The following is a 25,468-nucleotide window of genomic DNA, read 5'->3' as shown; positions in this document are numbered from 1 at the left end:
CTCCCTCTGGGAGAGGGCTAGGGTGAGGGCAGCGGTTTCGGCACCCGCCACAAATACCAAGCCGCCACCGTCCGATACGGGCTCCACGCCAAACCAATCTCAACCATCTGCCTGCGCGTAGGCTGCACCTCCAACCCCTTCAAGCGCCGATAACCCTCACGCACACCAAAGTCATCCGCCGGCAAAATATCCATGCGTTCCAGGCTGTAAATCAGCAACATCTCCACCGTCCAGCGACCGACCCCGCGCAAACTGACCAAACGTTCGATCAGTGCCTCGTCATCCATCGCCAACGCCGTGGCGTAATCCGGCACCACGCCATCCAGCGTCGCCTGAGCAATCCCCTGAATCGTCGCAATCTTGCTCGCCGAAAACCCGCAACCGCGCATGCGATCAAACTCCGTCGCCAGAATCTGCTCGGGACGAGGAAACGTCTGACCGGGAAACAATCCCAACAGGCGCCCGACAATCGCATCCCCGGCCTTGGCATGCAGCTGCTGATAAGCAATCGCCCGCACCAATGACTCGTACGGATCACGCGCCGGATGCGGCTGATGCAGGCACGGGCCGACCGCTGCAACATGGCGCTGCCAGTCCGGATCAAGCGCGGCCAGAAACACGCTGGCCGCTTGATAGTCGTCAGCCATTTATTTCAGCAAGCCGTTGACTTCGCCGTAGGTGAACGCCTTGAGGTCATGGCTGTCGAGTTTGCCGCTGGCCAGAAAGCTTTTCACCAGCCCGCCCATCGCGCCATAGAGGAATTCGGCAATGCCGGAGCCGGCGCTCAAGCGGCGTACGCCCAGTGCTTGCAGTTCTTCGGGCGAAGGCAGGCAAGCGAAACCAAGGACATTGACCGGTAGCGTCGTGCCTTTGCAAATGGCCTCGATTTCATAGGCCGACGTCACGCCCGCCGCGAACAACCCATCCGCTCCGGCCGCTTGATAGAGCGCCGCGCGGTGCAGAGTTTCGGCGACGCGATCTTCGGCCGGCACAAGGCTTTTCAGATAAACGTCAGTGCGCGCATTGATGAACAGCTGCACCTCGCGCTTGTTGGCCACCTGACGTGCCACTTCGATCTTGCGCACCAGCACCTCCGGATCCGCAGAACCATCCTCGATATTGATGCCAACAGCACCCGCCGCAATCACCGCATCCAACACTTCCGCCACGCGTCCGAGGTCATCGGAGTAACCGGCTTCAACGTCCACAGTCAACGGCACGCTGATCACCCGGGCGATCGATTCCACGGTCGATACCAGCCGTTCGAGCGGCAGAGCGTTGCCGTCCGGATAACCGTGGGCCCAGGCCACCGCCGCACTGCTGGTGGCCACGGCTTTACCGCCCAGGTGCTCGACCAGTCGCGCACCGGTGGCGTCGCCGACATTGGTCAGCATTAACAGGCCTTGCTGGTGCAACTGGTGAAACTGCGTAGCGAGCGCGTTCATCAAAAATCCTTCTTGTCAGTTGATTCGATTCGTCAGAATGCCAGTTGTTGGGTGAGCTGCACGGCGGCGTTTTCCAGTCGCAGCAGAAACGCTTTGCGCGGCTGCCCACCACCATAGCCGGTCAGCGAGCCATCCGCGCCGATCACGCGATGACAAGGCACCACAATCGACAGCCGATTGTGCCCGTTGGCCAGGCCGACCGCGCGACTGGCGCCGGGTTTGCCCAAACCGGCGGCGATGGCGCCGTAGGTGCTGGTGTGGCCGTAAGGGATTTGCAGCAGCGCCGACCAGACCTGCCGGGCGAACTCGCTGCCGGGCAGGTGCAATGGCACGGTAAAGGTATTCAGCTGGCCGGCGAAATACTGCGCCAGTTGCGCCTCGATCTGCTGCAAATGCGCGTTGTGCCCCGGCGCCACCGCGTAACCGTAGCGGTTCTGCAATTCCTCGACTTCGCGGGTCAGTGCCGGGCGATCAAGAAATTCCAGCAACACCAGGCCGCGGCGTTCGGCCATGGCGATCATCGGCCCCAGCGGCGTGGTCAACCGGGTGAACAGCAGCGGCTCGCTGTGTCCGGCGCGGCCCGGGGTGATGTGGAAGGACTTCTGGAAGGCATCGCGAAAACCGCTGAGCGATTCGTAGCCTGAATCAAACGCAGCATGATCAATCGAGATGCCTTGCTTGATCCCGCCCAGCGCCACGCCCAAGCGGCGCGTACGCAGCCACGCATGGAAGGTCATGCCGAAATGCTGCTTGAACCAGCGCCGCAGCTTCAGCGGCTCGATGCCTTCAGCGAGCAATTGTGCGTCGCTCCAGCGCACCTCCGGATCGGCGTCCACGGCGTTGAGCAGCCGTTGCACCCAGTCCGGGGCGATGGCTGCGGCATCCAGTGGTTTGCAGCGCAGGCAGGCGCGATAGCCCGCCGACAGGCAGTCGTCGGCGTGGGCGAAGAACTCGACGTTCTCCGGTTTCGGTTTGCGCGCCGTGCAACTGGGGCGGCAGAAGATCCCGGTGGTTTTCACGGCCGTGAAGAACACGCCCTCGTAGGCAGTGTCGCGTTCGAGCATGGCGCGAACCATTTCGGCGTGGGGCGGCAGGACAGCGGTTTGTATGTTCATGGTTCGAGAGTAAAACCAGATACTCGATGGCTCCACCGAAAAATCGACAGTGAATTTTCAAATCCCCTGAACTACCGTGTAGGAGCTGCCGCAGGCTGCGATCTTGATCGTTCCCACGCTCTGCGTGGGAATGCAGCCCGGACGCTCCGCGTCCCAAAATCCCAGATCGCCGCTATCGGCAGCTCCTACCGTTTGTTGAGGTGTGCCCGATGCATCCGTTTTCCATCCAACACATTGATCACATCGTCTTGCGCGTCGCCGACCTGCAACGCAGCATCGACTTCTACGGCCAGGTGTTCGGCGCCGAAGTGGTCAAGCGCAACGAACCGTTGGGCCTGATACACCTGCGCGCCGGCACCTCGATGATCGACCTCGTCGACCTGCAAGGCGAACTCGGCCGCAAGGGCGGCGGGGCGGCCGGCAGCGAGCGGCGTAACGTCGATCACTTCTGCCTGCGCATCGAGCCGTTCGACGAAGAAGTACTGCGCGCGCACTTGCAATCCTTCGGCTTGAGCGTGGCCAAAGCCGAGTCACGCTTCGGCGCCGAGGGCAAAGGGCTGTCGCTGTACTGCTTCGACCCGGACGGCAATCAGGTCGAGCTCAAAGGCCCGTCCGAGGCTTAAGCGCGTTTGGCCAGCAACAGCACCGAAGCCGCTGCCGACAGCAGGCCTGCGCAGCAACGATTGAAGATCCGTTTGCCGCGCGGCTCGGCGAACCAGCGGCGCATGTGCAGGCCCATCCAGGCGTAGGCGCTGATGGCGATCCACTCCAGCAAAAGGAACAGCACGCCGAGTACGGCGAATTGCGCCGCCACCGGGCGCGCCGGGTCGACGAATTGCGGCAGAAACGCGGTGAACAGCAGAATCGCCTTCGGATTGCCCGCCGCTACCAGAAATTCCTGCCGCGCCAACGCGAGGAAGCCAACGGTCGTGCCCGTTGCTTGCTGTTCGGCCTCGGGATTGGCCCGCCACAACTGCCAGGCCATGTACAACAGATACGCCGCGCCGACGATCTTGATCGCATGGAACAACCATTCCGAAGTCTGCAACACCACCGACAGACCGGCACCGGCCAGTGCGATCATCCCGGCGAACGCCAGAATCCGCCCGATACCCGCGGTGCAGGCACGGCGAAAGCCATAGCGTGTGGCGTTGCTGACCGACAGCAGGTTGTTCGGCCCGGGGGCCATGTTCAGGGCGAAGCAGGCCGGGAGAAACAGGATGAGCGTGGCGAGATCCATGACGGCACTCCAGAAACGAGAGCGATATTTTTAGCACAGCCTCCGGGCGCTCAGACCCATACAGTCACGCGGCGCTGTCGCGGTACAGCGCCCGGCGCCGTTGGGCAACGCGGTCGAACTTTTTGCAGATGCCTTCACTCTGAAAGACTCAGAGGGTGATAGTTTCGGCAGAAATATCTATCCGGCCGGTCAGAAACCGCGATAGCCGTGTAAAATTTCGCCGACGTTGCATTCACCCCGTTTGGCCCCCGGCGGCCCCACCAAGAGCGATCTACATGCAAGCAAAGGCCCGTGAAGTTTATGTGCCACCGGTGCTGCAAGATCTGCGAGCCGGCACTGCCGAACTGCACATCGCACTGGAAAAACGCCTTCCTTTTTTCTCCGATACCCTCGATACCCAGGCTTTTGTGCGGTTGATGCAGGCTTATTACGGCTTCTATCTGCCGCTGGAAAACGCCTTGCTCCGCAGTGATGCAATTCCTGCCGATTTTGATCTGACGCCTCGACTCAAAGCGCTAACCTTGCGCACTGATCTGCACGCGCTGGGCGTATCTGCCGAAGTGCTGCAAAACCTGCCGCAGTGCGAGCAGTTGCCGGGCATCGACTCAAGCGCTGCCTGCCTTGGCGTGCTCTACGTCCTCGAGGGGGCGACGCTGGGCGGGCAGATTCTGCGCCGGGAAATCTCGACGCGGTTAGGCCTGGAAGCCGATAACGGCGCGGCCTTTCTCGATATCTACGGCGCTGCCACGGGGCGGCGCTGGCGTGACTTTATCGAATACCTCGGCAGTCGGCCAATGAGCGCCGCCGAGCGCGGCGCTGTCGTCACCGCTGCACAAACCACATTCAGCTGTTTCGAGCGCTGGCTCGAAAGCCGGGAGGTACTGGCATGAACCCGCAAGACAAACAAGACTTTGAAGAACTGCTGGCCAACTGTGCAGACGAGCCCATTCGTTTCCCCGGTGCGATCCAGCCCCACGGTTTGCTGCTGACCCTGAGCGAACCTGCATTGGCGATCATTCAGGTCAGCGCCAACGTCGAAAGCCTGCTGGCCCGGGTGCCGCAAAGCCTGATCGGCCAGCCACTGGAAAGCCTGATCGGCGACGCCGAAGCGGCGCAAGTGCGCGAAGCTTTGCTGCAACCGTTGCTGTCCGATGTGCAGCCGCTGCGCTTCAGGCTCAACGGCACGGCATTCGAAGGTTTGCTGCACCGCCATCAAGGTGTGCTGATTCTGGAGCTGGAAATCCACGTGGAAAATTTCCAGCCGCGCAATGTCGCCGGCAATCAAACGCATCTGGGGCGCATGCTCCAGCGTCTGCAAGGGGCCACCACGTTGCAGGCGCTGTATGACATCAGCGTCAAGGAAATTCAGGCCATGACCGGTTACGACCGGGTGTTGATCTATCGTTTCGAGGAGGAGGGCCACGGTCAGGTCATCGCCGAAGCCTCCGACCCGTCGATGGAAGTGTTCAATGGCCTGTTTTTCCCGGCGTCGGACATTCCCGAACAGGCGCGCGAGCTGTATCGCACCAACTGGCTGCGGATCATCCCCAATGCCGACTACCAACCGGTGCCGCTGGTGCCGAAGTTGCGCCCGGACACGAACACGCCGCTGGACCTGAGTTTTGCCACCCTGCGCAGTGTGTCGCCGATCCACTGCCAGTACATGAAAAACATGGGCGTGTTGTCGTCGATGAGCATTTCGCTGCTCAAGGGCGACAAACTCTGGGGTTTGATCAGCTGCGGCAATCGTCAGCCACTGCATGTGCCGCACGAATTGCGTGCGGCGTGCCAGACCATCGGTCAAGTGCTGTCGCTGCAGATCAGCGCCATGGAAGCGCTGGAGATCAGCCGTCAGCGTGAAGAAAAAGTCGAAGCCTTGGCGCTGCTCAATCAGGCAATGATCGATTCGCCTCAGAACGTCTTCGACGGCTTGGCCAATCAACCGCAGACGTTGATGGCGCTGACCAATGCCGGCGGCATCGCGATCATCGAAGACAAACAACTGCACCGTTACGGCAACTGCCCGGAACCGGAAGACATTCGCGCCTTGCACAAGTGGCTGCAGGACAGCGGCGAGCCAGTGTTTGCCAGTCATCACCTGGCCAGCGTCTACCCGCCGGCCGCGCAGTTCCAGCAGGTGGCCAGCGGCGTGCTCGCCATGAGCCTGCCGAAACCGGTGGACAACGGCGTGTTCTGGTTCCGCCCCGAGGTCAAGGAAAACATCAATTGGAGCGGCGACCCGCGCAAGCCGCTGGACCTGGAAAACTCCGACGCCGGCCTGCGTTTGCGCCCGCGCACTTCGTTCGAAATCTGGAAGGTCGAGATGGCCGGAATCTCCACCAAGTGGAGCCACGGTGATCTGTTTGCCGCCAACGATCTGCGCCGTTCGGCGCTGGAAAACGATCTGGCCCGACAGGTCCGCCGTGAGCAGGAAGCGGTGCGCGCCCGCGATGAGCTGGTGGCGGTGGTGTCGCACGATCTGCGTAACCCGATGACCGTGATCTCGATGCTCTGCGGCATGATGCAGAAGGCTTTCAGCTCCGACGGCCCGCACACTTCGCGCAGGATCTCCACGGCCATCGACACCATGCAGCAGGCCGCCGGGCGCATGAACACGCTGTTGGAGGACTTGCTCGATACCTCGAAAATCGATGCCGGGCGCTACTCCATCACCCCGCAGAAACTCGATGTCGGGCAGATGTTCGAGGAGGCGCAGGCGTTGCTCGCGCCGCTGGCGCTGGACAAGGACATCAGCATTTCTTTCGCCGCTGACCCCGATCTGCGCATCCACGCTGACCCCGAGCGGCTGTTTCAGGTGCTGTCCAATCTGGTCGGCAACGCGATCAAGTTCACCCCGCGCCTGGGCACGGTGGGCGTGCATGCCACGTCGGTCGGCGATGATATCGTTTTCACCGTGCGCGACAGCGGCGAGGGCATTCCCAAGGAACATCTGCCGCACGTCTTTGACCGTTACTGGACGGTGAAAGAGGGCAATCCGACCGGCACCGGTCTGGGCTTGTACATCACCCAAGGCATCGTCGAAGCTCATGGCGGGCGGATCTTCGCCGAGAGCGAACCGGGGCAGGGCAGCGAGTTCCGCTTCACCGTGCCGCGTTTGGACTGAACACAGCTTTTATGTGGGAGCGAGCGTGCTCGCGAATGGGGTCGTCCTGGCAATGCAGTGATGAATGACCCACCGCTTTCGTCGGAACGCCGCCCGGAGCAGGCTCGTTCCCACAGGGGATTTGTGTCGTTTGATCGTTCCCACGCTCTGCGTGGGAATGCCTCAACGGACGCTCTGCGTTCGGCTCTGGAAGGGACGCGGAGCCTCCCGGGCTACATTCCCACGCAGAGCGTGGGAACGATCAGGATCACAGGGGCATTTTCTTCAATACCGAAGACCGGGTGCTCGCTACCGTGAGCACCTTGTTCCTCGATTTGAAGCAGGTGTGCGATGAGTCTGATTGTTTCCATGGCGGCGTTTGCGCTGGCGGCGTCCATCACGCCGGGGCCGGTGAACATTGTCGCGTTGAGTTCCGGGGCGCAGTTCGGTTTTCGCGCCAGTCAGCGGCATGTTGCCGGAGCGACGCTGGGGTTTGTGCTGTTGCTGGTGTTGATGGGCCTGGGTCTGCACGAGGTGCTGAAACTCTGGCCATTCATGACCCGTGTGGTGCAACTGGCCGGCGTGGCGTTTCTGCTGTTCATGGCGTGGAAACTGGCCATGGATGACGGGCAGTTGAATGCCGGTGACTCAGGGCGGGCGCCATCGATGCTGTATGGCGCCGTGATGCAATGGCTCAACCCGAAAGCCTGGCTGGCATGCGTCGCGGGTATGGGCGCGTTTGTCGCCGATGGCGAGGCGCGGCTGGTGTGGCAGTTTGCAGCGGTGTATCTGGTGATCTGTTATCTGTCGGTCGGCTGCTGGGCGTATGCCGGGACGTTTTTGCGTGGGTATTTGAGCAATGCGGTAGGGATGCGCTGGTTCAATCGGGTGATGGCGGGGTTGTTGGCACTCAGTGCAATTTACTTGTTGTTCACTTGACCCTGTGGGAGCGAGCTTGCTCGCGAAAGCGGTGTGTCAGTTAATGGATGTGCTGACTGTTCCACCGCATTCGCGAGCAAGCTCGCTCCCACATTGATTGGGCGTCACTGCCGCAGATTAGTTGAACGGCTGCTGAAAGGCACCGCCCTCAATGTGATAAACCTTCGGCTCCTCGGAAAAATAGTTCTCCAGACCCAGCATGAACAACCGATGGTCCTCACTCGCTTCAAACCCCGGCGTGTGATCCTCAAGCGATTGCCAGCGCACGATCAGATTGAACACCTCCGGCGTTTCGATTCCTGGCGCGAGCATGTGGCCGCCGTAACCCTGCGCGCGCATGAGCAGTGGCTCGACCTCGGTAAACGCACGCCGAAACGCTTCAGTTTGTTCTTTGTGAACGGGTAGCAGAGCGATCTCGTAAACCATGATGTTCTCCTCGGGACTGAATTCAGCGATTGGCGAGTTCGGGCGACGGCGCGACGGCAATCGCGATCTTCCCTTGAACGCCGTTGTTGGGCGTCTCCAGCCGGGTGTGGGCGAGGCCGATGTCGGCCAGCGCATAGACTGCGCCAACGTGTGGGCGCAACTGCCCGTTCGCAATCAACGCACTCAACTCGTCGAGCTTGCCGCGATTCTGTCGGGTGAAAACGAAGTGGTAACTGGCGTTCTTGCCCCAGGCTTGAATCAGGTTCTGTGGCTGGGCAAGGTCTACGATCGATACCACGCGGCCAAGCTGTGCGAGGGCGTCGGGGCTGCGCGTCAAGGTGTTGCCGCCGATGGTGTCGAAGACGACGTCGACGCCGCGGCCATCGGTTTCCCGCAGGATCGCTTCGACGTAATCTTCCTTTTCGTAATCGATCAGCACATCGGCGCCCATCTGCCTGGCGAACTCGAAGTTGCCTTCACGCACGGTGGTGAACACCTTCGCGCCGATGGCTTTGGCCAGTTGAATTGCGACATGACCGACACCGCCCGCACCGCCATGAATCAGAATGTTCTCACCGACTCTGAGCGCCGCCCGCACGACCAGCGCTTCCCACGCCGTTCCGCCAACCAGGCTCAGGCTTGCCGCTTCAAGGTGGCTCAACGTGGCAGGCTTTTTCCCGACAATGCTTTCGGCCGCCACGTGGTACTCGGCGTAACTGCCCGGACCGTCGAATATTTGCGGGGTGTACCAGACTTCTTCACCCGGCACGAACGCCGTCACCCCCGGGCCGACCGCTTCGACAACGCCAGAGACGTCGTGCCCGGTGATGGCGGGGAGGGGCACCAGATCGGCATAGTCGCCACGGCGCACCTGATAATCCAGCGGGTTGATGGAGGTCGCGTGCACCCGTACCAGTACTTCTCCGGCTTGTGGCTCTGGTTTGGGCACGTCGCACAGTTCGAACGATTGCGCGCCGCCAAATGATGTAAGGATCATCGCTTTCATTGCATTGCCTCGTTTCGGTAAAAAGGGATATCGGGAATTCTCGATATCATGGGGTAAAAAATTACAGCTCGCTGCCGATGATCTCGGCCAGCGCGCTGATCGCTGCTTCGTTGCGTTTGTAATAGGTCCACTGCCCAATACGCCTGACTTCGACCAGGCCGGCGCGTTGCAGCGTCGCCAGGTAATCGGACACCGTCGACTGCGACAGCCCGACGCCTTCCTGAATACTGCTGACGCAAACGCCCACCGTATGCACGTCACCTTCGTCCTGGGGAGGAAAGTGTTTCTCGGGATCCTTCAAGCCTTTGAGGATTTCCAGGCGCGTGCGGTTCGAGAGGGCTTTGAAGATTTCGAGTAGTTCCATGCCGCGACGATATCGGAATTTACCGATATGTCAATATCTGAATGTGTTGGCCAGCGACGTGTCATCTGACCCTGTGGGAGCGAGCTTGCTCGCGAAGGCGCTGTGTCAGTCAATGGATGTGCTGACTGTTCAACCGCATTCGCGAGCAAGCTCGCTCCCACAGGGGGCAGTGTTGTGTTTCAGATGAAGTGTCAGCCGCGATACTGGCCGGGCGTTGCCGCCAGATGTTGTTTGAACACCCGCTGAAAATGCGCCTGATCGGCAAACCCGGCTTCCAGCGCCACATCCGCAATCAACTGCCCGCCGCGCAAACGCTCGCGAGCAAACTGGATGCGCTGGTTTACCAGAAACGCGTGGGGCGTCATGCCGTAATGCTGTTTGAAGGCGCGGATCAGGTACGACGGTGACAGCTGCGCGGCGGCGCAGATGTCGTCGAGGTTCAGTACCTCGGTGCAGTGCTCGCGGATGAAATCGGCAGCGCGTTCCAGTTTGAAATTCGGCTCGCGCAGAGAGGGGCCGGCGGGGTTCAAACGCAGTTGCAGATCGCTGAAAAACTCTACCGCAGCGCTTTGCTTGCGCAGCACATCCTGTTGCGGGTCGACCAACGTTTGATACAGCCCGTTCAGTTCGTTGAACAGCGCAGTGTCATCAAGGTGTGTGGTGGAAAAGCGCCGAAACTCGAGATCACTGGCAAAGCCCAACTGATGCTGCAAGTCCGTCAGCCACGGCGTCTCAACGTACAGCATCACATACGACCACGGCTGATCATCGATCGGATTGCACGCATGCACATCGCCGGGGTTCATCAGCACCACGGTGCCCGCCGCGACCTCGAACTGCGCCTGCTCGTGCACATACGTACTGCGCCCGGCGGTGATCGCGCCAATGGAAAAGTGCGCGTGAGAATGCCGGGCGTAGCAGACCTCGCGGCCATCGGCGATGGCCCGCGCTTCAATGAACGGCAGCGCCGCGTCGCGCCAGAAGCGCGGGGCTTTTTCAGGGTGTTTGGCGGCAGCGTGTTTCATCGTTGTTATTCCCGGCAGGCCAGGGCGCCAGTGTATTAGCTCTGGCCGGCAAAGGCCCGTTCGAGTTCGGCAATGTCGAGTTTTTTCATCGTGAACATGGCCTGCATCGCTCGCTGCGATTTGCTGGTGTCGGCATCCAGCATCATCTGCATGAACGCCACCGGCACGATCTGCCACGACACGCCGAACTTGTCCTTGAGCCAGCCGCATTGCTGGGCTTCGACAGGGCCACCCTCGGACAGACGGCCCCAGAAATGGTCGACTTCTTCCTGATTCTGACAATTGACCTGAAATGAAATCGCCTCGCTGAACTTGAACATCGGCCCACCGTTGAGGCCGGTGAAGGTCTGGCCATCGAGTTCGAAACTGACGGTCATCACCGCACCTTCCGGCTTGCCGTGAAATTCCTGGCCGACCTTGCTGTAGTGGGTCAGGCCGGTGATTTTCGAGTGATCGAAGATCGAGCAATAGAACTTCGCGGCGGCTTCGGCCTGATCGTCGAACCACAGGCAGGGCGTGAGCTTTTGAAAGCGTTGCATGGCAGTCATCCTCGGCAGGTTAGACACGCAGGATTTACAGCGTAGTCAGTCCTTGGTCGATTGCCGATGCCGTAGATCGACAATTGCCGAGCATTGGAAATCCCGACGACGGAGACACCGAGCCGCAGATCGGCGTTTCCTTTCGTGCCTTGCTGTAGTCGTAATGACAAGGTTTCGGGTCGAATTGACTGCGTCCGGTTTGTGTCAAATTGACTTGTTATCGTGCAACTAACTGATTCTATTGAATTAAAAATTTGGCACGAGACTTGATGTACTCAACTGACCTAAACGAACCGCTCAGGAGTACGCCACCATGCTCACTTTCTTTGAAAGCCCGCTGAACGTTCTGCACCTTTCGAGCAAAATCCTCGTTGCTGGTCTGCTCATGTTGCTGGCCGGCATCTACGGCGCATATCTCTACAACGGCCACATGCCGATTGCGCTGCTGGTGGCGATGCATTCGCTGACCATCCTCGGCCCGACCCTGATCAAGATCGGCTACGTCATGCGCCTGCTGGCGCAATACCGCATCCGTGGTCCGCAGGTGATCCCGCAAACCGCCTAAATTTGTTTCTACTATCTGGGGTCAACTCCAACCCCTGTGGGAGCGAGCTTGCTCGCGAAGGCGTCGGCAAAGTCGGAATCTGCGTTGCCTGACACACCGCTTTCGCGAGCAAGCTCGCTCCCACAGTGAGGGCGGTGTTTTCAAAATTTAGCGGCGCTCGGCAACCATCAGCAATGACTGCGGCAGCGGACTTTGCGGGTGTTGTGGCTCTTGCAGGCTGGCCAGTTGGAACTCGGCCATATCAAGTGCATTCAACCAGCTCGACAACGTGCGGAAATACCACGGCATCGGCTGCCACTGGCCCTTGAACCCGGCGAAGGATTCTTCGCGCCAGCCATCCTGATAATCCCCAGCCGCCACAGCCCACGGATGCAGTGTCTGAATGACTAAAACCCCGCCGGGAACAAGCAGCGTATTCATCGCCGCAAGCAACGGAATGATGTCCTGATGCAGCAATGAAAAATTGGCGCAGATCAGGTCATAGTCGCGACCGATGTCGATCTTGCCATCGACCAGGATTTCATAAGAGGCGACATGCACCCGCGCCGCCCCCGCCAAACGCGCCGCTTCAATAAGCCGCGCATCGCCATCCACACCGACTGCCTCAATCCCGCGATCCGCCAGCGCCCGCAACATCCAGCCTTCGCCGCAGCCGAGGTCGAGCACACGCTGCGGCTGCCGGCTCATGATCGCCAGCAGAATCGCTTGATCGGTCACCTGCTGACGGCTTTCGATGGCGCCGCTGCGGATCACTTCGATCCAGGCATCAGCGTTGTCGTGCCAGCTCTGCAAAAGGCTGGACTCGGGGGAAGGCATGGCGGTGTCCCGACTTCTGAAAAACCACAGTATGGACGCTGATCGCAAGCCAGGGTTTGTAGATCAGCGCACCCACACAACTCCGAACGCCGATTTCTTTGAGAAATCGATATCAGGCTCATTTTTCGGTCATTTTTTCGAAGCCGCCAAAGCCTCTTTGAGCGCTGCATTTGCACGCTCGGCGGTTTGCGCATCACCGTGCTTTTTCAGCAGCTCAGTGACCTCGGCCAACTGTGCCGCGCTGAGCCCGACGCGCAGGCTTGCCGCCATATGTGCGCGCAGTTGCGATTCCACGCCCGGCGTCGCTGCCAGGGCCCCGACAGTCGCCAGTTCACGGCTTTGCCAGTCAAGGTTGTCGCGCTCGAAGATGTCGCCGAACAGGTGGGTTTGCAGGAACCGGTTGATAACCGGGGCGAACTCGAACACCGGGCCTTTGACCGGGGCGCCCGAAATTTTCGTTTGATTCGCGGTGCCGCTGGCCAGCAGTTCATCCCCAACTGGAATCGCCCGGCCCGGCTCACGCCCCGGCGCATCTTCGATGCCGCGTTGTTTGCGTGCCTGCACCACGGTCATCAGCTCGTTCAAGGCATTGAGGCTGCGCGGGAACCCGACGTAAGCGTAGAGCTGCACGAGAATTTCCCGAGTTTCGCTGATGGTCAGGCCGGCGTCGAGTGCCTGGTTGAGCGCCGAGTTGAGGTTGGGCATGTCGCTGGTCGCCATGAACGCGGCCATCAGTGGAATCGTCTGTTGTTTACTCGACAGGGCTTGTGCGGTGGTTTGCGGAGTAGTCATGGATTGCGGTGTCTCGGCTGCTTGAGTGGTAGCGCTGAACATCGACCCAACGCTCAGGCAGAACGCCATGAGTGCGGGGAGGGCAGCGCTGCTGCGTGTGTCAGTGGCCATCGTGAAAGGCTCCATCCTTTGCGGTGCTGCGATGTCCTGAGTATCCGTGGTCGGGCCATAACCATGGTTCAAGCCCATGCAACCAACGCCGAGGGCGGATACTTCGAGTGGACGGTTGCCGCGTGTGCGCTTGTGCATGTCGATCTCCCTTTGGGCGTGGGGAGAACAGTAGGCGAGGTGGCTGGTGAGGACTAGACGGGTAAATCGGGATGGCTTGATGAGTTCTGCTCATCAATCCACGGAATGAGTGAAGGGGTATCCCTGCACTCATTCGTTTGGGTGACTACTTTGGTACGCGCAGCTTGTCCAGCAGGCGATTGACCAGCAGCTCGTTCAGCATGATCACCTGTTGCAGCGCCAGCAGCGGTTTGCGCTCCGGGCCGCCTATCGAGTTGGCGATGTTACCGGCCATGGAGTGGGCGTAGGAAAGCGACTCACAGGCTTCGACCAACAGGGTTTCGTCATCCAGCGTGGGGTCGACGAGGTAGACGGGGCGAAACTTGGGTGAGCTTGGCGGCGCCCCTAGTGCTTCGGGCCGGAGGTAGTAGTCGAGGGCGCGGTCGGTTGCTTCTTTGAGCTTTTGCGGGTTGAGCGCGGGGTCGTGAGGGATTGGATCGGTGGGTGGCGGATTTGGCGTGATTTTGAACATGGATGAAACTCCTATCGCAGTTTAAGGAGCCATCACTCTCGCTACCAAACGAGTGGGTGGTGGCCATACGCGGGTTGGTAGACCGGCTGCAATAGGAACCCGGCGCTCACGAGTGAGCCCCACGCATGACCACCATTGAACTGAGCCTCCACAAAGAGAAAGCACAGGGTGTCGTCACACGGCTATTACAGACGGGCTACCAAACCCGATCACTGTTTTGCAGTGACAGGCCAACGATATAGCCCGGCCCATAGCCGTGTAAGCCGGCGGATTCTGGCGTACGCGTAGGTAACGACGCAAGGTGTTGTAGGGAGGATGGCGTAACGGTTTGTGTGCTTTAAACGTGATTACTGGATGACGTTTACACATGGGCAATGTCGGTTGGTGGCGGCTTTCGGTTTTGCGTGAGTCTGGGAGATTTTTCCCCCTCACCCCAGCCCTCTCCCCCAAGGGGGCGAGGGGGAAAGGGAGCCGATCTTTGTGCTCTTCAAACCTGAGTTCGACTCGGTATTTCAAGTCGGTGCAACTTGCACATTCAGCGCGGTCAGTTCCCTCTCCCTCAAAGGGGACGAGGGGGAAAGGGAGCCGATCTTTGTGCTCTTCAAACCTGAGTTCGACTCGGTATTTCAAGTCGGTGCAACTTGCACATTCAGCGCGGTCAGTTCCCTCTACCTCTGGGAGAGGGTTAGGGTGAGGGCTGTCGTCTGGGTTATCGGTAATTTCGGATCTGAAGAGGAGGTGTGACATGGATCGATTGACTGGCGGTTGCCTATGCGGCGATGTCCGTTTCGAAGTGACAGGTCAGCCCTACCGCGTCGGCATCTGCCACTGCCTCGACTGCCGCAAACGCCACGGCGCGCTGTTCGGCACCTCGGCCATATTTCCCGAGGATGCGCTGAAAGTCACTGGCGAAACCCGCGACTACAACGGGCGCTTTTTCTGCCCGCGCTGCGGCTCTCCGGTGTTCACGCGTTCGGCAGATGAAGTAGAGGTCAACGTCGGATCGCTGGATGAGCCTAATCAGTTCAAACCCACCTACGAACTCTGGACCATCCGCCGCGAGTCGTGGCTGCCGGCGCTGCCACTGGCTCACCACTACGAGCGTGATCGCGAGAGCACGGAGCGTACAGAGGATTAGAGGGGGCAGAAAACGTGTGGGACTTGGAATGGAGTGAGGATTTTTGGCATGTCACATAGTCCCTGTGGGAGCGAGCTTGCTCGCGAAGGCGTCGTGTCAGTCGACATCAATGTTGAAAGTAATGACGCTTTCGCGAGCAAGCTCGCTCCCACAGGGTGCAGTGCATAAACTTACAGATCTTCACCGCAAATAAACGCCAGCAGATCGGCGTTAATCGTCTCGGCCTCCGTCGTCGGCATCCCGTGCGGGAATCCCGGATAAGACTTCAGCGTGCCATTGGGCAGCAACTTCGCCGACAACGGCCCCGAATCCGCATACGGCACAATCTGATCATCCTCGCCATGCATCACCAGCACCGGCACCGTGACCTTCTTTAAGTCCTCGGTGAAATCCGTCTGCGAAAACGCCACGATCCCGTCGTAATGCGCCTTCGCTCCACCGATCATGCCCTGACGCCACCAGTTGGCAATAATCCCCTCCGATGGCGTGGCACCCGGCCGGTTGTAGCCATAAAACGGCCCCGTCGGAATGTCCCGATAGAACTGCGCCCGGTTCGCCGCCAGTTGCGCCTGAAAATCATCGAACACCGATTTCGGCAGCCCACCCGGATTGCTCTCGGTCTGCACCATCAACGGTGGCACCGCACTGATCAACACACCTTTGGCGACGTTGGCCTGACCATGCCGGGCAATGTAATGGATCACCTCACCGCCACCGGTCGAGTGGCCAACGTGCACGACGTTCTTCAGACCCAGATGGTTGACCACGGCCAGCGTATCGTCGGCGTAATGATCCATGTCGTGCCCGTCCCAGACCTGACTCGAACGCCCATGCCCACGGCGATCATGGGCAACCACCCGAAAGCCTTTGCCCAGGAAGAACAGCATCTGCGCATCCCAATCGTCGGAACTGAGCGGCCAGCCGTGGTGGAAGTGGATCACTGGCGCGTCTTTCGGGCCCCAGTCCTTGTAGAAAATCTCGACGCCGTCTTTGCTGGTGACAAATCCCATGTTCGCAACTCCAGACCAATCTGATGGATAACCCGCGCGGTGATCGCGGACCGGTTTCGCTCATGACGAGTTTTCTACAGTGCAGGCTCAGTGCGAGCCGTTATCAACTGTAGGATTAAAGTCGACATCTGCATGACCGGTGGTCGCAACGTCTGGCTTCGTACGCAAATTAGGCTTTGCTGAAAGGGATAAGCCGAGGCGCGCGTAGGCTTTGCTGGCCACAGCGGCGCCCCTTCAGAACACCGTGAGTCTGAGGAATTTCCCCGATGCTGACCTTGAATATCAATGGCAAGGATCAGGAGCTCGATGTCCCTGCGGACATGCCGTTGCTCTGGGTCCTGCGCGATGTCGCGCACCTGACCGGTACCAAATTCGGCTGTGGCATGGCCCAGTGCGGGGCCTGCACCGTGCACGTTGACGGCGCGCCATTGCGCGCCTGCATCACGCCCGCAACCGCCGTAGCCCACGGCCAGAAAATTCTCACCATCGAAGGGCTGTCCACCGACGGTTCGCACCCGGTGCAGCAAGCCTGGGCCGAACTCGACGTGGTGCAGTGCGGTTACTGCCAGTCGGGGCAGATCATGTCTGCGGCGGCACTGCTGGCAAAAATCCCCAAACCCACCGACAGCGATATCGATCAGGCGCTCTCCGGCAATATCTGCCGTTGCGGCACCTATCCCCGCATTCGCGCAGCGGTTAAGCGTGCATCGGAAATCGGCTGATTCAATCTGTGGGAGATAGGCGATGAACAGTCCTGTATCGCGTCGGGGTTTTCTCAAGGGCAGCGCCGTGTTGGGCGGCGGTCTGGTGGTGGCGTTTGTCGTCCCTGGCGGCCACAAGTTTGCCTATGCGGCCGAGAATGAAGGCAAGGTTTTCGCGCCGAATGCGTTTTTGCGCATCGCAGCAGACAACAGCGTCACCGTTTTGCTGGGGCATTCGGAGATGGGCCAAGGCATCTGGACCGGCCTGACCATGTTGATTGCCGAAGAGCTGGACGCCGATTGGTCGAAGATCCGCGTCGAGCACTCACCCGCGTCGGCGGCGGATTACGGCATGCCCGGTTTTGGCGGCATGCAGATTACCGGCGGCTCGACGTCGACGTGGATGGAATTTGACCGCTATCGACTGGCAGGCGCGACCGCGCGGCAGATGCTGGTTGAGGCGGCGGCGAAACGCTTCGAGGTGGCACCATCGGCCATTCGCACTGAATCGGGCGTGGTGATTGCCGGTGACAAACGTGCAACTTATGGCGAGCTGGCGGATGCCGCCGGGCAACTGCCGGTGCCGGATCCGAAGTCGATTACCTTCAAGGAAGCCAAGGACTGGAAAGTCATTGGCAAACCGACCAAACGCCTCGACACACCGGAGAAAATCACCGGCCGCGCCAAGTTCGGCATGGACGTGCAGTTTGAAGGCTTGATGACCGCAATGGTTGCGCGCCCACCGGTATTCGGTGCCACTGTTAAATCTTTCGAAGGCGCTGAAGCGCTGGCGGTGCCGGGCGTACACAAAGTGGTGCAGGTACCGACGGGCGTGGCGGTGATTGCCGAGCATTACTGGGCGGCGAAACTGGGGCGTGATGCGCTGAAGGTCGATTGGGATCTGGGTCCGCATGCGGACCTGAGCAGCGAAAAACTGTTGGCGAGTTTCCGCAAACTGGCCGCCACGCAAGGCACGTCAGCCAGTCAGGCCGGTGATGCCAAGGGCAGTTTTGGCAAAGCGGCGAAGAAGATCGATGTCGAATACAGCGTGCCTTATCTGGCTCATGCGCCGATGGAACCGCTCAATTGCACGGTGAAAATCAGCGCCGAGAAATGCGAAATCTGGACCGGCACGCAGTTTCAGACGCTCGATCAAATGGTCGCCGGCAAGATCACCGGGCTGAAACCGGAGCAGGTGGAAATCCACACCGAATTCCTTGGCGGTGGTTTTGGGCGCCGGGCCAACCCGACATCAGACTTTGTCGCCGAGGCGGTGCAAGTGGCGAAAGCCGCCGCGATGCCGGTGAAAACCGTGTGGTCGCGCGAAGACGATATTCGCGGCGGGTACTACCGCTCGATGTTTCTGCATCAGGCGAAGATCGGCCTCGGTGCTGATGGCTTGCCGTCGAGCTGGCAGCACGTACTGGTAGGGCAATCGATCATGACCGGCACGCTGATGGAGGCGACGATGGTCAAAAACGGCATCGACCCGACCTCGGTCGAAGGCGTGGCCGACAGCCCTTACGTCAAAGGCCTGGCCAATCACCAGGTTGATCTGCATTCGCCGCAAACGGGCATCAATGTGTTGTGGCTGCGCTCGGTGGGCCATAGCCATACCGGTTTTGTCATGGAATCGCTGATTGATGAAATGGCCACGGCGGCGGGCAAGGATCCGGTGGAGTACCGACGCACCTTGCTCAAGGATCATCCTCGGCATTTGGGCGTGCTCAATCTGGCGGTGGAAAAGGCTAACTGGAAAGCCCCGCTGCCGGACGGCCATGCGCTGGGCGTGGCGGTGCACGAGTCATTCGGCAGTTACGTGGCGCAGGTCGCGGAGGTGTCGCAGGACAATCTGGCGATTCGCGTGCATCGCGTGGTCTGCGCGGTGGATTGCGGGATCGCGGTGAATCCACAGAGCATCGCCGCGCAGATGGAATCGTGCATCACCTTCGGCCTGGGCATGGCCCTGCACAGCAAACTGACGCTCAAGGATGGCGCGGTGGTGCAGTCCAACTATCACGATTATCAGGTGCTGCGGCTCAACGAGATGCCGGTGGTGGAAGTGCACATCGTGCCCAGCAGCGACAAACCCGGCGGCATCGGCGAGGCCGGTGTGCCGCCGACCGCGCCAGCCGTGGCCAACGCGGTGTTCGCCCTGACCGGGCAACGCCTGCGCGAGTTGCCGCTGCAACTGTCGGGGGTGTGAGATGAAACGACATCTAGTGTTGGGCACGGTGGTTCTACTGGGGCTGGGCGGTTATGCCTCGGACCTTTTTGCCGATGATCAGGAAGCGTTGAAAGCCTTCGGCACGGTGCAGAAAGTCTTCCAGAGCCCGCGTTGCCAGAACTGCCACATTCCCGGGGATTCGCCGTTGCAGTTCGACGCCGGCATTCCCCATGCGATGAACGTGGTGCGCGGCATGGACGGCAAGGGCGCGGCCGGTTTGCCTTGCGCGACCTGCCACGCGGAAAACAATCCGCCGGCCAGTTACGGCCCGCATGCGCCACCGGGGGCGCCGCACTGGAGCCTGCCGCCGGCGGCGCACAAAATGGCCTGGATCGGCCTACCGCCGGACAAGCTCTGCGCGATGATCAAGGACCGTTCGAGCAATGGCGATCGCGACTTTGCTGCGCTGATCAAGCATGTCAGCGAAGACAAATTGGTGCTGTGGGGCTGGAATCCCGGGGCAGGGCGCGCGCCGGTGCCAGTGCCGCACGATATTTTTGTCACGCAATTCAAGCTCTGGGCCGATGCGGGCGGGCCATGCCCGGTGGCGCAAATGTGAGCCATTGCCAAATTAGCGCTACGCTTGGAAGCATTGTTGCCAATGGAGTGTGCTGATGCTGGTTCCAGGAAAACCTGCGAATGAAACGGCGCGCGTTCAAGCGTTGCACGGTCTTGAGCTGCTCGATTCCGCCCCTGAAGAACGTTTCGACCGACTGACACGGTTGGCGAAACGCCTGTTCAATGTGCCGATTGCACTGGTGACGTTGGTCGACACCAATCGGCAGTGGTTCAAGTCGTGCGTGGGCCTGGATGTCAGCGAGACACCGAGGGATGTCTCGTTCTGCGGCCATGCGATTCTTAACGACGGCCTGCTGTTGGTGCCGGACGCTCGCGAGGATTTGCGCTTCCATGACAACCCGTTGGTGACGGGCGCGCCGAACATTCGTTTCTACGCCGGTTATCCGCTGACCGTGCCCAATGGCAACAAAATGGGCACGCTGTGCCTGATCGACACCAGGCCCCGCGACCTCGACGAGGAAGAGCGTGCGTTGTTGCGTGATCTGGCGGAAATGGCCGAGCAAGAGTTGGCTGCTGTGCAGATCGCGAGCATGGATGAGTTGACGTTGCTGTCCAATCGCCGTGGTTTCAAGCAACTGGCGCAGCATGCACTGGACGCCTGCGCACGGCTGGAACGGCCGGCGACCTTGCTGTTTTTCGACCTTAATGACTTCAAGCAGATCAACGATCTGTATGGGCATGCCGAGGGTGACAGTGCGCTGAAAACTTTTGCCGACGTGCTGCGCATCGCCTTCCGCGAGAGTGATGTGGTCGGGCGGCTCGGTGGCGATGAGTTCGTTGCGCTGCTGACCGGCTCCAGCCATATTGAAACGACGGCGATCATGGCGCGGCTCAAGGATATTCTCGAAGAGCGCAATGCCACGTTGCACCGGGGCTATGCGATTCGCTTTAGCGTGGGTCAGATCGAATATGACGCCAAGCGCCATGAGACCGTGGATCGGCTGCTGGCGGATGCCGATAGCGCGATGTATGTGCACAAGCAGGCCTTGAAGCGTTGTTAGCGAATGCACCGCAGATCGCTTGTAGGCGTGAGCCTGCTCGCGATAGTGTCCGGCCATCAACCTCTTCATTGCCTGACCCAGCGCTATCGCGAGCAGGCTCACTCCTACAGGGGTGTCGGGTGTTCTCAAATCCCGGTTCACCACAAATCCATGTGGGAGCGAGCCTGCTCGCGAAGGCGTCCGGTCAGGCAACATCTCCGTTGAACGTGCTGGCCTCTTCGTGAGCAAGCTCACTCCCACGGGTCCTTCGGTGTTCAAAACATCCCGGTTCACCACAAATCCATGTGGGAGCGAGCCTGCTCGCGAAGGCGCTGGATCAGGCCATGATCAGTTGACTGAATGGACGCTTTCGCGAGCAAGCTCGCTCCCACAGGTCCTTCGGAGTTCAAAACATCCCGGTTCACCACAAATCCATGTGGGAGCGAGCTTGCTCGCGAAGGCGTCCGGTCAGGCAACATCTCCGTTGAACGTGCTGGCCTCTTCGTGAGCAAGCTCACTCCCACGGGTCCTTCGGTGTTCAAAACATCCCGGTTCACCACAAATCCATGTGGGAGCGAGCCTGCTCGCGAAGGCGTCCGGTCAGGCAACATCTCCGTTGAACGTGCTGGCCTCTTCGTGAGCAAGCTCACTCCCACGGGTCCTTCGGTGTTCAAAACATCCCGGTTCACCACAAATCCATGTGGGAGCGAGCCTGCTCGCGAAGGCGTCCGGTCAGGCAACATCTCCGTTGAACGTGCTGGCCTCTTCGTGAGCAAGCTCACTCCCACGGGTCCTTCGGTGTTCAAAACATCCCGGTTCACCACAAATCCATGTGGGAGCGAGCTTGCTCGCGAAGGCGGAGTGTCAGGCAACATCTCCGTTGAACGTGCTGGCCTCTTCGTGAGCAAGCTCACTCCCACGGGTCCTTCGGTGTTCAAAACATCCCGGTTCACCACAAATCCATGTGGGAGCGAGCTTGCTCGCGAAGGCGTCCGGTCAGGCAACATCTCCGTTGAACGTGCTGGCCTCTTCGTGAGCAAGCTCACTCCCACGGGTCCTTCGGTGTTCAAAACATCCCGGTTCACCACAAATCCATGTGGGGAGCGAGCCTGCTCGCGAAGGCGCTGGATCAGGCCATGATCAGTTGACTGAATGGACGCCTTCGCGAGCAAGCTCACTCCCACAGGGGGCAGTGTTGCAGGCATAAAAAAACCCGCCAGATCGGCGGGTTTTTTTATTGGCTAGGCGAAGATCACTCTTCGATGTTGCCCATGGCGGTGGTGTTGAAGCCGCCGTCGACGTACATGATTTCGCCGCTGATGCCCGACGCCAGGTCGGAGCACAGGAAGGCGCCGGCGTTGCCGACTTCGTCGATGGTGACGTTGCGACGCAGTGGGGTTTGCGCTTCGTTGGCGGCCAGCATCTTGCGGAAGTTCTTGATGCCCGAGGCTGCCAGGGTACGGATCGGGCCAGCCGATACGCAGTTGACGCGGGTGCCGTCCGGGCCCAGGGAGCCGGCCAGGTAACGTACGCCAGCTTCCAGCGAAGCCTTGGCCATGCCCATCACGTTGTAGTTCGGCATGGTGCGCTCGGCGCCCAGGTACGACAGGGTCAGCAGGCTGCCGTTGCGGCCTTTCATCATTTCGCGGCCGGCTTTGGCCAGGGCCACGAAGCTGTAGGCGCTGATGTCGTGCGCGATGCGGAAACCGTCACGGGTGGTGGCTTCGGTGAAGTCGCCGTCCAGTTGGTCGCCCGGAGCGAAACCAACGGAGTGAACGATGCAGTCCAGGCCGTCCCACTTCTTGCTCAGTGCTTCGAAGACCTTGGCGATTTCTTCATCGCTGGCCACGTCGCACGGGAAGCACAGCTCAGGGCTCGAACCCCAGCCTTGGGCGAATTCTTCAACACGACCTTTCAGTTTGTCGTTCTGATAAGTGAAGGCAAGCTCAGCGCCCTCGCGATGCATGGCGGCAGCGATGCCGGATGCGATGGACAGCTTGCTGGCGACACCGACGATCAGTACGCGCTTACCGGCGAGAAAACCCATGTGTTGCTCCTCTTTCAGGTTATTGCGCAGTGGCTGGTGCCAAAAAAGCGGCTTCCAGCAACTGCTGTGTATACGGATGTTGGGGGGCGGCAAAAATACTTTGCGCGTCTCCCTGTTCGACCACTTGGCCATGCTTGACCACCATCAGCTGGTGGCTCAGCGCTTTGACGACAGCCAAATCATGGCTGATAAACAAATACGTCAGGTTGTACTTGGCTTGCAGTGAACGCAACAGCTCCACCACTTGCCGCTGCACCGTGCGGTCGAGTGCCGACGTCGGCTCGTCCAGCAGGATCAGCGCCGGTTTCAGCACCAAAGCCCGGGCAATGGCGATTCGCTGCCGTTGCCCACCGGAAAATTCGTGGGGGTAGCGGTGCCGGGTTTCCGGATCCAGACCTACCTCCTTCAATGCCGCAATAATCGCCGCCTCTTGTTCCTCAGCGGTGCCCATCTTGTGAATCCGCAGGCCTTCGCCAACGATGTCGCTGACACACATGCGCGGGCTCAGGCTGCCAAACGGGTCCTGAAACACCACCTGCATCTCCCGCCGCAACGGGCGAACCTCGTTCTGCGTCAGGCAGTCTAGCTGCTTGCCTTCAAAGCGGATCGCGCCTTTGCTGCCAATCAGCCGCAAAATCGCCAGACCCAGTGTGGATTTGCCGGAACCGCTTTCGCCGACAATCCCCAGGGTCTGACCCTGGGGCAGGCTGAAATTGATGCCATCCACTGCCTTGACGTGATCCACCGTGCGCTTGAGCAGGCCTTTCTTGATCGGGAACCAGACTTTCAGGTCCTCGACCTCAAGCAGCGGCGCGCCGATTTTATTGCTCGCCGGGCCTCCGCTGGGTTCCGCACCGAGCAATTCCCGAGTGTACGGATGCTGCGGCGAACGGAACAGCTCTGCGCACGATGCCTGTTCGACGATGCAACCGCGCTGCATGACACATACACGATGCGCAATTCTTCGCACCAGGTTCAAATCGTGACTGATCAGTAACAGCGACATGCCCAATCTGGCCTGTAATTCCTTGAGTAAATCGAGGATTTTCAGCTGAACGGTCACATCCAGCGCCGTGGTCGGTTCGTCGGCAATCAACAATTCCGGCTCGTTGGCCAGGGCCATGGCGATCATCACACGCTGGCGCTGGCCACCGGACAGCTCGTGGGGCAGAGCCTTGAGGCGCTTGTGCGGCTCGGGGATGCCGACCATCTCCAGCAGCTCCAGCGTGCGCTTGGTCGCGACTTTGCCGGTCAGGCCCTTGTGGATGCCGAGCACTTCGTTGATCTGCTTCTCGATCGAATGCAGCGGATTCAGCGAGGTCATCGGCTCCTGAAAGATCATCGCGATGCGATTACCACGAATGTGGCGAATCGTCTTCTCGCTCAGGCCCAGCAGGTTTTGCCCGGCATAGTTGATGCTGCCGGCCGGATGGCGGGCCATCGGGTAGGGCAGCAGGCGCAGGATTGAGTGCGCGGTCACCGATTTGCCCGAGCCGGATTCGCCGACCAGCGCGAGGGTTTCGCCACGCTTGATGTCGAAACTCACGCCTTCGACGACCCGGTGCACGCGCTCGCCGAAACCGAATTCGACGGCGAGGTCACGCACTTCGATCAGATTGTCCTGATTCATTTCACTTCCTCGGGTCGAAGGCATCGCGAGCGGACTCGCCGATAAACACCAGCAAACTCAACATCAACGCCAGCACGGCAAAGGCACTCATGCCCAGCCACGGCGCTTGCAGGTTGGATTTGCCCTGGGCGACCAGTTCACCCAGCGACGGACTGCCGGCCGGCAAGCCGAAACCGAGGAAGTCCAAAGCGGTGAGGGTGCCGATGGCGCCGGTGAGGATGAACGGCATAAACGTCATGGTCGAAACCATCGCGTTGGGCAGGATGTGGCGGAACATGATCGCGCCGTTCTGCATGCCCAGCGCCCGTGCGGCGCGCACGTATTCGAGGTTGCGGCCACGGAGGAACTCGGCGCGCACCACGTCGACCAGGCTCATCCACGAGAACAGCAGCATGATCCCCAGCAGCCACCAGAAATTCGGTTGGACGAAACTGGCGAGGATGATCAGCAGATACAGCACCGGCAGCCCTGACCAGATTTCCAGAAATCGCTGCCCGGCCAGATCGACCCAGCCGCCATAGAAACCCTGCAAAGCACCGGCAATCACGCCGATGATCGAACTCAGCACGGTCAACGTCAGCGCGAACAGCACCGAGATGCGGAAACCGTAGATCACCCGCGCCAGCACATCCCGACCTTGGTCGTCGGTACCGAGCAGGTTGTCCGCCGAGGGCGGCGCCGGGGCCGGGACTTTCAGGTCGTAGTTGATGCTCTGGTAGCTGTAGGGAATCGGCGCCCACAACACCCACGCATCCTTGGCCTTGAGCAATTCGCGGATGTACGGGCTCTTGTAGTTGGCTTCCAGCGGAAATTCGCCGCCGAAGGTGGTTTCCGGGTAGCGCTTGATCGCCGGGAAGTACCAGTTGTTGTCGTAATGCACCACCAGCGGCTTGTCGTTGGCGATCAGCTCGGCGCCCAGGCTCAGGCCGAACAGCACCAGAAACAGCCACAGCGACCACCAGCCACGCTTGTTGGCCTTGAACAGTTCGAAGCGGCGGCGGTTGAGAGGGGACAGGTTCAT

Annotated in this window: 27 protein-coding genes; 11 read left to right on the top strand and 16 right to left on the bottom strand. The window is 60.2% G+C overall.

Translation table 11 applies throughout. The features are described from left to right. Window positions 1-17: 17 nt before the first annotated feature. Genes AB4O01_RS08075 through AB4O01_RS08065 form a run of 3 tightly spaced genes read right to left on the bottom strand, consistent with a single transcriptional unit; the run spans window position 18 to window position 2,560 of the window. Window positions 18-647 carry a DNA-3-methyladenine glycosylase family protein gene (locus tag AB4O01_RS08075; protein WP_093442579.1) on the bottom strand — a complete coding sequence of 210 codons (630 nt, stop codon included), beginning with the start codon at window positions 645-647 and terminating at the stop codon, window positions 18-20. After that, complete coding sequence (locus tag AB4O01_RS08070; protein WP_460091257.1) at window positions 648-1,445, bottom strand: isocitrate lyase/PEP mutase family protein; 798 nt, start codon at window positions 1,443-1,445, stop codon at window positions 648-650. It lies immediately after the preceding gene. 32 nt (window positions 1,446-1,477) lie between these two features. Beyond that, entirely contained in the window at window positions 1,478-2,560 is a 1,083-nt protein-coding gene (locus AB4O01_RS08065) for a bifunctional transcriptional activator/DNA repair enzyme AdaA (protein ID WP_460091255.1), read from the bottom strand. Window positions 2,561-2,769: 209 nt separating this feature from the next. Here AB4O01_RS08065 and AB4O01_RS08060 point away from each other — a divergent pair, with 209 nt between their 5' ends. Next, the gene (locus tag AB4O01_RS08060; protein ID WP_099756528.1) at window positions 2,770-3,183 is read left to right on the top strand and encodes a VOC family protein; all 414 of its coding nucleotides are present in this window, start codon (window positions 2,770-2,772) and stop codon (window positions 3,181-3,183) included. On the opposite strand, the gene AB4O01_RS08055 is transcribed toward AB4O01_RS08060, so the two are convergent. Next, complete coding sequence (locus tag AB4O01_RS08055; RefSeq protein WP_460091254.1) at window positions 3,180-3,800, bottom strand: LysE family translocator; 621 nt, start codon at window positions 3,798-3,800, stop codon at window positions 3,180-3,182. The genes AB4O01_RS08060 and AB4O01_RS08055 overlap by 4 nt on opposite strands. 275 nt (window positions 3,801-4,075) lie before the next feature. On the opposite strand from AB4O01_RS08055, the gene AB4O01_RS08050 reads away from it, so the two are divergent. The 3 genes from AB4O01_RS08050 (at window position 4,076) to AB4O01_RS08040 (ending at window position 7,842) form a co-directional block, all read left to right on the top strand. Then, window positions 4,076-4,690, top strand: coding sequence for a biliverdin-producing heme oxygenase (locus AB4O01_RS08050; protein WP_099756526.1), 615 nt, complete (start codon window positions 4,076-4,078; stop codon window positions 4,688-4,690). After that, window positions 4,687-6,924: an ATP-binding protein gene (locus AB4O01_RS08045; protein WP_460091251.1), complete on the top strand. Its 2,238-nt coding sequence runs from the start codon at window positions 4,687-4,689 to the stop codon at window positions 6,922-6,924. Before AB4O01_RS08050 ends, AB4O01_RS08045 begins: the two co-directional genes overlap by 4 nt. A 330-nt stretch (window positions 6,925-7,254) precedes the next feature. Next, window positions 7,255-7,842, top strand: coding sequence for a LysE family translocator (locus AB4O01_RS08040; RefSeq protein ID WP_460091249.1), 588 nt, complete (start codon window positions 7,255-7,257; stop codon window positions 7,840-7,842). 117 nt (window positions 7,843-7,959) lie between these two features. Here the strand turns inward: AB4O01_RS08040 and AB4O01_RS08035 are convergent, their stop codons facing one another. The 5 genes from AB4O01_RS08035 to AB4O01_RS08015 form a co-directional block, all read right to left on the bottom strand. Further along, a complete protein-coding gene (locus AB4O01_RS08035; protein WP_460091247.1) occupies window positions 7,960-8,268 on the bottom strand; it encodes an antibiotic biosynthesis monooxygenase family protein in 309 nt (102 codons plus the stop codon). A gap of 22 nt (window positions 8,269-8,290) precedes the next feature. Next, window positions 8,291-9,274 (bottom strand): zinc-dependent alcohol dehydrogenase family protein, encoded by a 984-nt coding sequence (locus AB4O01_RS08030; RefSeq protein WP_460091245.1) that lies wholly within the window; start codon window positions 9,272-9,274, stop codon window positions 8,291-8,293. A gap of 61 nt (window positions 9,275-9,335) precedes the next feature. Continuing rightward, the gene (locus AB4O01_RS08025) at window positions 9,336-9,638 is read right to left on the bottom strand and encodes an ArsR/SmtB family transcription factor (protein WP_077572353.1); all 303 of its coding nucleotides are present in this window, start codon (window positions 9,636-9,638) and stop codon (window positions 9,336-9,338) included. Window positions 9,639-9,829: 191 nt separating this feature from the next. Further along, window positions 9,830-10,663, bottom strand: coding sequence for an AraC family ligand binding domain-containing protein (locus tag AB4O01_RS08020; protein ID WP_460091243.1), 834 nt, complete (start codon window positions 10,661-10,663; stop codon window positions 9,830-9,832). A gap of 35 nt (window positions 10,664-10,698) precedes the next feature. Continuing rightward, window positions 10,699-11,202: a VOC family protein gene (locus AB4O01_RS08015; protein WP_186625473.1), complete on the bottom strand. Its 504-nt coding sequence runs from the start codon at window positions 11,200-11,202 to the stop codon at window positions 10,699-10,701. A 313-nt stretch (window positions 11,203-11,515) separates the two neighbouring features. On the opposite strand from AB4O01_RS08015, the gene AB4O01_RS08010 reads away from it, so the two are divergent. After that, window positions 11,516-11,767: a transmembrane sensor/regulator PpyR gene (locus tag AB4O01_RS08010; RefSeq protein ID WP_099756519.1), complete on the top strand. Its 252-nt coding sequence runs from the start codon at window positions 11,516-11,518 to the stop codon at window positions 11,765-11,767. A gap of 147 nt (window positions 11,768-11,914) precedes the next feature. Here the strand turns inward: AB4O01_RS08010 and AB4O01_RS08005 are convergent, their stop codons facing one another. The 3 genes from AB4O01_RS08005 to AB4O01_RS07995 form a co-directional block, all read right to left on the bottom strand. After that, the gene (locus AB4O01_RS08005) at window positions 11,915-12,583 is read right to left on the bottom strand and encodes a class I SAM-dependent methyltransferase (protein ID WP_320336596.1); all 669 of its coding nucleotides are present in this window, start codon (window positions 12,581-12,583) and stop codon (window positions 11,915-11,917) included. Window positions 12,584-12,712: 129 nt separating this feature from the next. Beyond that, on the bottom strand, window positions 12,713-13,624 hold the full coding sequence (locus tag AB4O01_RS08000) for a carboxymuconolactone decarboxylase family protein (protein ID WP_460091240.1): 912 nt from the start codon (window positions 13,622-13,624) through the stop codon (window positions 12,713-12,715). Window positions 13,625-13,769: 145 nt separating this feature from the next. Next, window positions 13,770-14,135 (bottom strand): DUF6124 family protein, encoded by a 366-nt coding sequence (locus AB4O01_RS07995; RefSeq protein ID WP_460091238.1) that lies wholly within the window; start codon window positions 14,133-14,135, stop codon window positions 13,770-13,772. Between the two features lie 480 nt (window positions 14,136-14,615). Here AB4O01_RS07995 and AB4O01_RS07990 point away from each other — a divergent pair, with 480 nt between their 5' ends. After that, the gene (locus AB4O01_RS07990; protein ID WP_460091236.1) at window positions 14,616-14,879 is read left to right on the top strand and encodes a hypothetical protein; all 264 of its coding nucleotides are present in this window, start codon (window positions 14,616-14,618) and stop codon (window positions 14,877-14,879) included. A 1-nt stretch (window position 14,880) separates the two neighbouring features. After that, entirely contained in the window at window positions 14,881-15,273 is a 393-nt protein-coding gene (locus AB4O01_RS07985) for a GFA family protein (protein ID WP_414926464.1), read from the top strand. A 170-nt stretch (window positions 15,274-15,443) separates the two neighbouring features. Here AB4O01_RS07985 and AB4O01_RS07980 read toward each other — a convergent pair whose 3' ends face one another. Then, window positions 15,444-16,283: an alpha/beta fold hydrolase gene (locus tag AB4O01_RS07980; RefSeq protein ID WP_460091234.1), complete on the bottom strand. Its 840-nt coding sequence runs from the start codon at window positions 16,281-16,283 to the stop codon at window positions 15,444-15,446. A gap of 266 nt (window positions 16,284-16,549) precedes the next feature. Between AB4O01_RS07980 and AB4O01_RS07975 the strand changes: the two genes are divergently transcribed. Genes AB4O01_RS07975 through AB4O01_RS07960 form a run of 4 tightly spaced genes read left to right on the top strand, consistent with a single transcriptional unit; the run spans window position 16,550 to window position 20,791 of the window. After that, window positions 16,550-17,005, top strand: a complete 456-nt coding sequence (locus tag AB4O01_RS07975) for a (2Fe-2S)-binding protein (RefSeq protein ID WP_003224136.1) — start codon at window positions 16,550-16,552, stop codon at window positions 17,003-17,005. A 22-nt stretch (window positions 17,006-17,027) separates the two neighbouring features. Next, window positions 17,028-19,190 (top strand): xanthine dehydrogenase family protein molybdopterin-binding subunit, encoded by a 2,163-nt coding sequence (locus AB4O01_RS07970; RefSeq protein WP_257355389.1) that lies wholly within the window; start codon window positions 17,028-17,030, stop codon window positions 19,188-19,190. A 1-nt stretch (window position 19,191) separates the two neighbouring features. Next, the gene (locus AB4O01_RS07965) at window positions 19,192-19,770 is read left to right on the top strand and encodes a hypothetical protein (protein WP_460091232.1); all 579 of its coding nucleotides are present in this window, start codon (window positions 19,192-19,194) and stop codon (window positions 19,768-19,770) included. 55 nt (window positions 19,771-19,825) lie between these two features. Continuing rightward, window positions 19,826-20,791, top strand: coding sequence for a GGDEF domain-containing protein (locus AB4O01_RS07960; RefSeq protein ID WP_257355385.1), 966 nt, complete (start codon window positions 19,826-19,828; stop codon window positions 20,789-20,791). A gap of 1,231 nt (window positions 20,792-22,022) precedes the next feature. Here AB4O01_RS07960 and fabI read toward each other — a convergent pair. The 3 genes from fabI to AB4O01_RS07945 are packed head-to-tail and all read right to left on the bottom strand — an operon-like array spanning window position 22,023 to window position 25,468. Continuing rightward, entirely contained in the window at window positions 22,023-22,817 is a 795-nt protein-coding gene (gene fabI / locus AB4O01_RS07955; protein WP_007910591.1) for an enoyl-ACP reductase FabI, read from the bottom strand. Window positions 22,818-22,836: 19 nt separating this feature from the next. Further along, window positions 22,837-24,447 carry an ABC transporter ATP-binding protein gene (locus AB4O01_RS07950; protein ID WP_095111844.1) on the bottom strand — a complete coding sequence of 537 codons (1,611 nt, stop codon included), beginning with the start codon at window positions 24,445-24,447 and terminating at the stop codon, window positions 22,837-22,839. A gap of 1 nt (window position 24,448) precedes the next feature. Further along, the gene (locus AB4O01_RS07945; protein ID WP_093430714.1) at window positions 24,449-25,468 is read right to left on the bottom strand and encodes an ABC transporter permease; all 1,020 of its coding nucleotides are present in this window, start codon (window positions 25,466-25,468) and stop codon (window positions 24,449-24,451) included.

This window comes from Pseudomonas sp. S2_E02 (assembly GCF_054668355.1).
This window is presented reverse-complemented; position numbering and strand designations above follow the sequence as displayed.

Bases quoted from the DNA above. Each gene is read 5' to 3' on its own strand.
- AB4O01_RS08075 (WP_093442579.1), bottom strand. From the start codon at position 647: ATGGCTGACGACTATCAAGCGGCCAGCGTGTTTCTGGCCGCGCTTGAT.
- AB4O01_RS08070 (WP_460091257.1), bottom strand. From the start codon at position 1,445: ATGAACGCGCTCGCTACGCAGTTTCACCAGTTGCACCAGCAAGGCCTG.
- AB4O01_RS08065 (WP_460091255.1), bottom strand. From the start codon at position 2,560: ATGAACATACAAACCGCTGTCCTGCCGCCCCACGCCGAAATGGTTCGC.
- AB4O01_RS08060 (WP_099756528.1), top strand. From the start codon at position 2,770: ATGCATCCGTTTTCCATCCAACACATTGATCACATCGTCTTGCGCGTC.
- AB4O01_RS08055 (WP_460091254.1), bottom strand. From the start codon at position 3,800: ATGGATCTCGCCACGCTCATCCTGTTTCTCCCGGCCTGCTTCGCCCTG.
- AB4O01_RS08050 (WP_099756526.1), top strand. From the start codon at position 4,076: ATGCAAGCAAAGGCCCGTGAAGTTTATGTGCCACCGGTGCTGCAAGAT.
- AB4O01_RS08045 (WP_460091251.1), top strand. From the start codon at position 4,687: ATGAACCCGCAAGACAAACAAGACTTTGAAGAACTGCTGGCCAACTGT.
- AB4O01_RS08040 (WP_460091249.1), top strand. From the start codon at position 7,255: ATGAGTCTGATTGTTTCCATGGCGGCGTTTGCGCTGGCGGCGTCCATC.
- AB4O01_RS08035 (WP_460091247.1), bottom strand. From the start codon at position 8,268: ATGGTTTACGAGATCGCTCTGCTACCCGTTCACAAAGAACAAACTGAA.
- AB4O01_RS08030 (WP_460091245.1), bottom strand. From the start codon at position 9,274: ATGAAAGCGATGATCCTTACATCATTTGGCGGCGCGCAATCGTTCGAA.
- AB4O01_RS08025 (WP_077572353.1), bottom strand. From the start codon at position 9,638: ATGGAACTACTCGAAATCTTCAAAGCCCTCTCGAACCGCACGCGCCTG.
- AB4O01_RS08020 (WP_460091243.1), bottom strand. From the start codon at position 10,663: ATGAAACACGCTGCCGCCAAACACCCTGAAAAAGCCCCGCGCTTCTGG.
- AB4O01_RS08015 (WP_186625473.1), bottom strand. From the start codon at position 11,202: ATGCAACGCTTTCAAAAGCTCACGCCCTGCCTGTGGTTCGACGATCAG.
- AB4O01_RS08010 (WP_099756519.1), top strand. From the start codon at position 11,516: ATGCTCACTTTCTTTGAAAGCCCGCTGAACGTTCTGCACCTTTCGAGC.
- AB4O01_RS08005 (WP_320336596.1), bottom strand. From the start codon at position 12,583: ATGCCTTCCCCCGAGTCCAGCCTTTTGCAGAGCTGGCACGACAACGCT.
- AB4O01_RS08000 (WP_460091240.1), bottom strand. From the start codon at position 13,624: ATGCACAAGCGCACACGCGGCAACCGTCCACTCGAAGTATCCGCCCTC.
- AB4O01_RS07995 (WP_460091238.1), bottom strand. From the start codon at position 14,135: ATGTTCAAAATCACGCCAAATCCGCCACCCACCGATCCAATCCCTCAC.
- AB4O01_RS07985 (WP_414926464.1), top strand. From the start codon at position 14,881: ATGGATCGATTGACTGGCGGTTGCCTATGCGGCGATGTCCGTTTCGAA.
- AB4O01_RS07980 (WP_460091234.1), bottom strand. From the start codon at position 16,283: ATGGGATTTGTCACCAGCAAAGACGGCGTCGAGATTTTCTACAAGGAC.
- AB4O01_RS07975 (WP_003224136.1), top strand. From the start codon at position 16,550: ATGCTGACCTTGAATATCAATGGCAAGGATCAGGAGCTCGATGTCCCT.
- AB4O01_RS07970 (WP_257355389.1), top strand. From the start codon at position 17,028: ATGAACAGTCCTGTATCGCGTCGGGGTTTTCTCAAGGGCAGCGCCGTG.
- AB4O01_RS07965 (WP_460091232.1), top strand. From the start codon at position 19,192: ATGAAACGACATCTAGTGTTGGGCACGGTGGTTCTACTGGGGCTGGGC.
- AB4O01_RS07960 (WP_257355385.1), top strand. From the start codon at position 19,826: ATGCTGGTTCCAGGAAAACCTGCGAATGAAACGGCGCGCGTTCAAGCG.
- fabI (WP_007910591.1), bottom strand. From the start codon at position 22,817: ATGGGTTTTCTCGCCGGTAAGCGCGTACTGATCGTCGGTGTCGCCAGC.
- AB4O01_RS07950 (WP_095111844.1), bottom strand. From the start codon at position 24,447: ATGAATCAGGACAATCTGATCGAAGTGCGTGACCTCGCCGTCGAATTC.
- AB4O01_RS07945 (WP_093430714.1), bottom strand. From the start codon at position 25,468: ATGAACCTGTCCCCTCTCAACCGCCGCCGCTTCGAACTGTTCAAGGCC.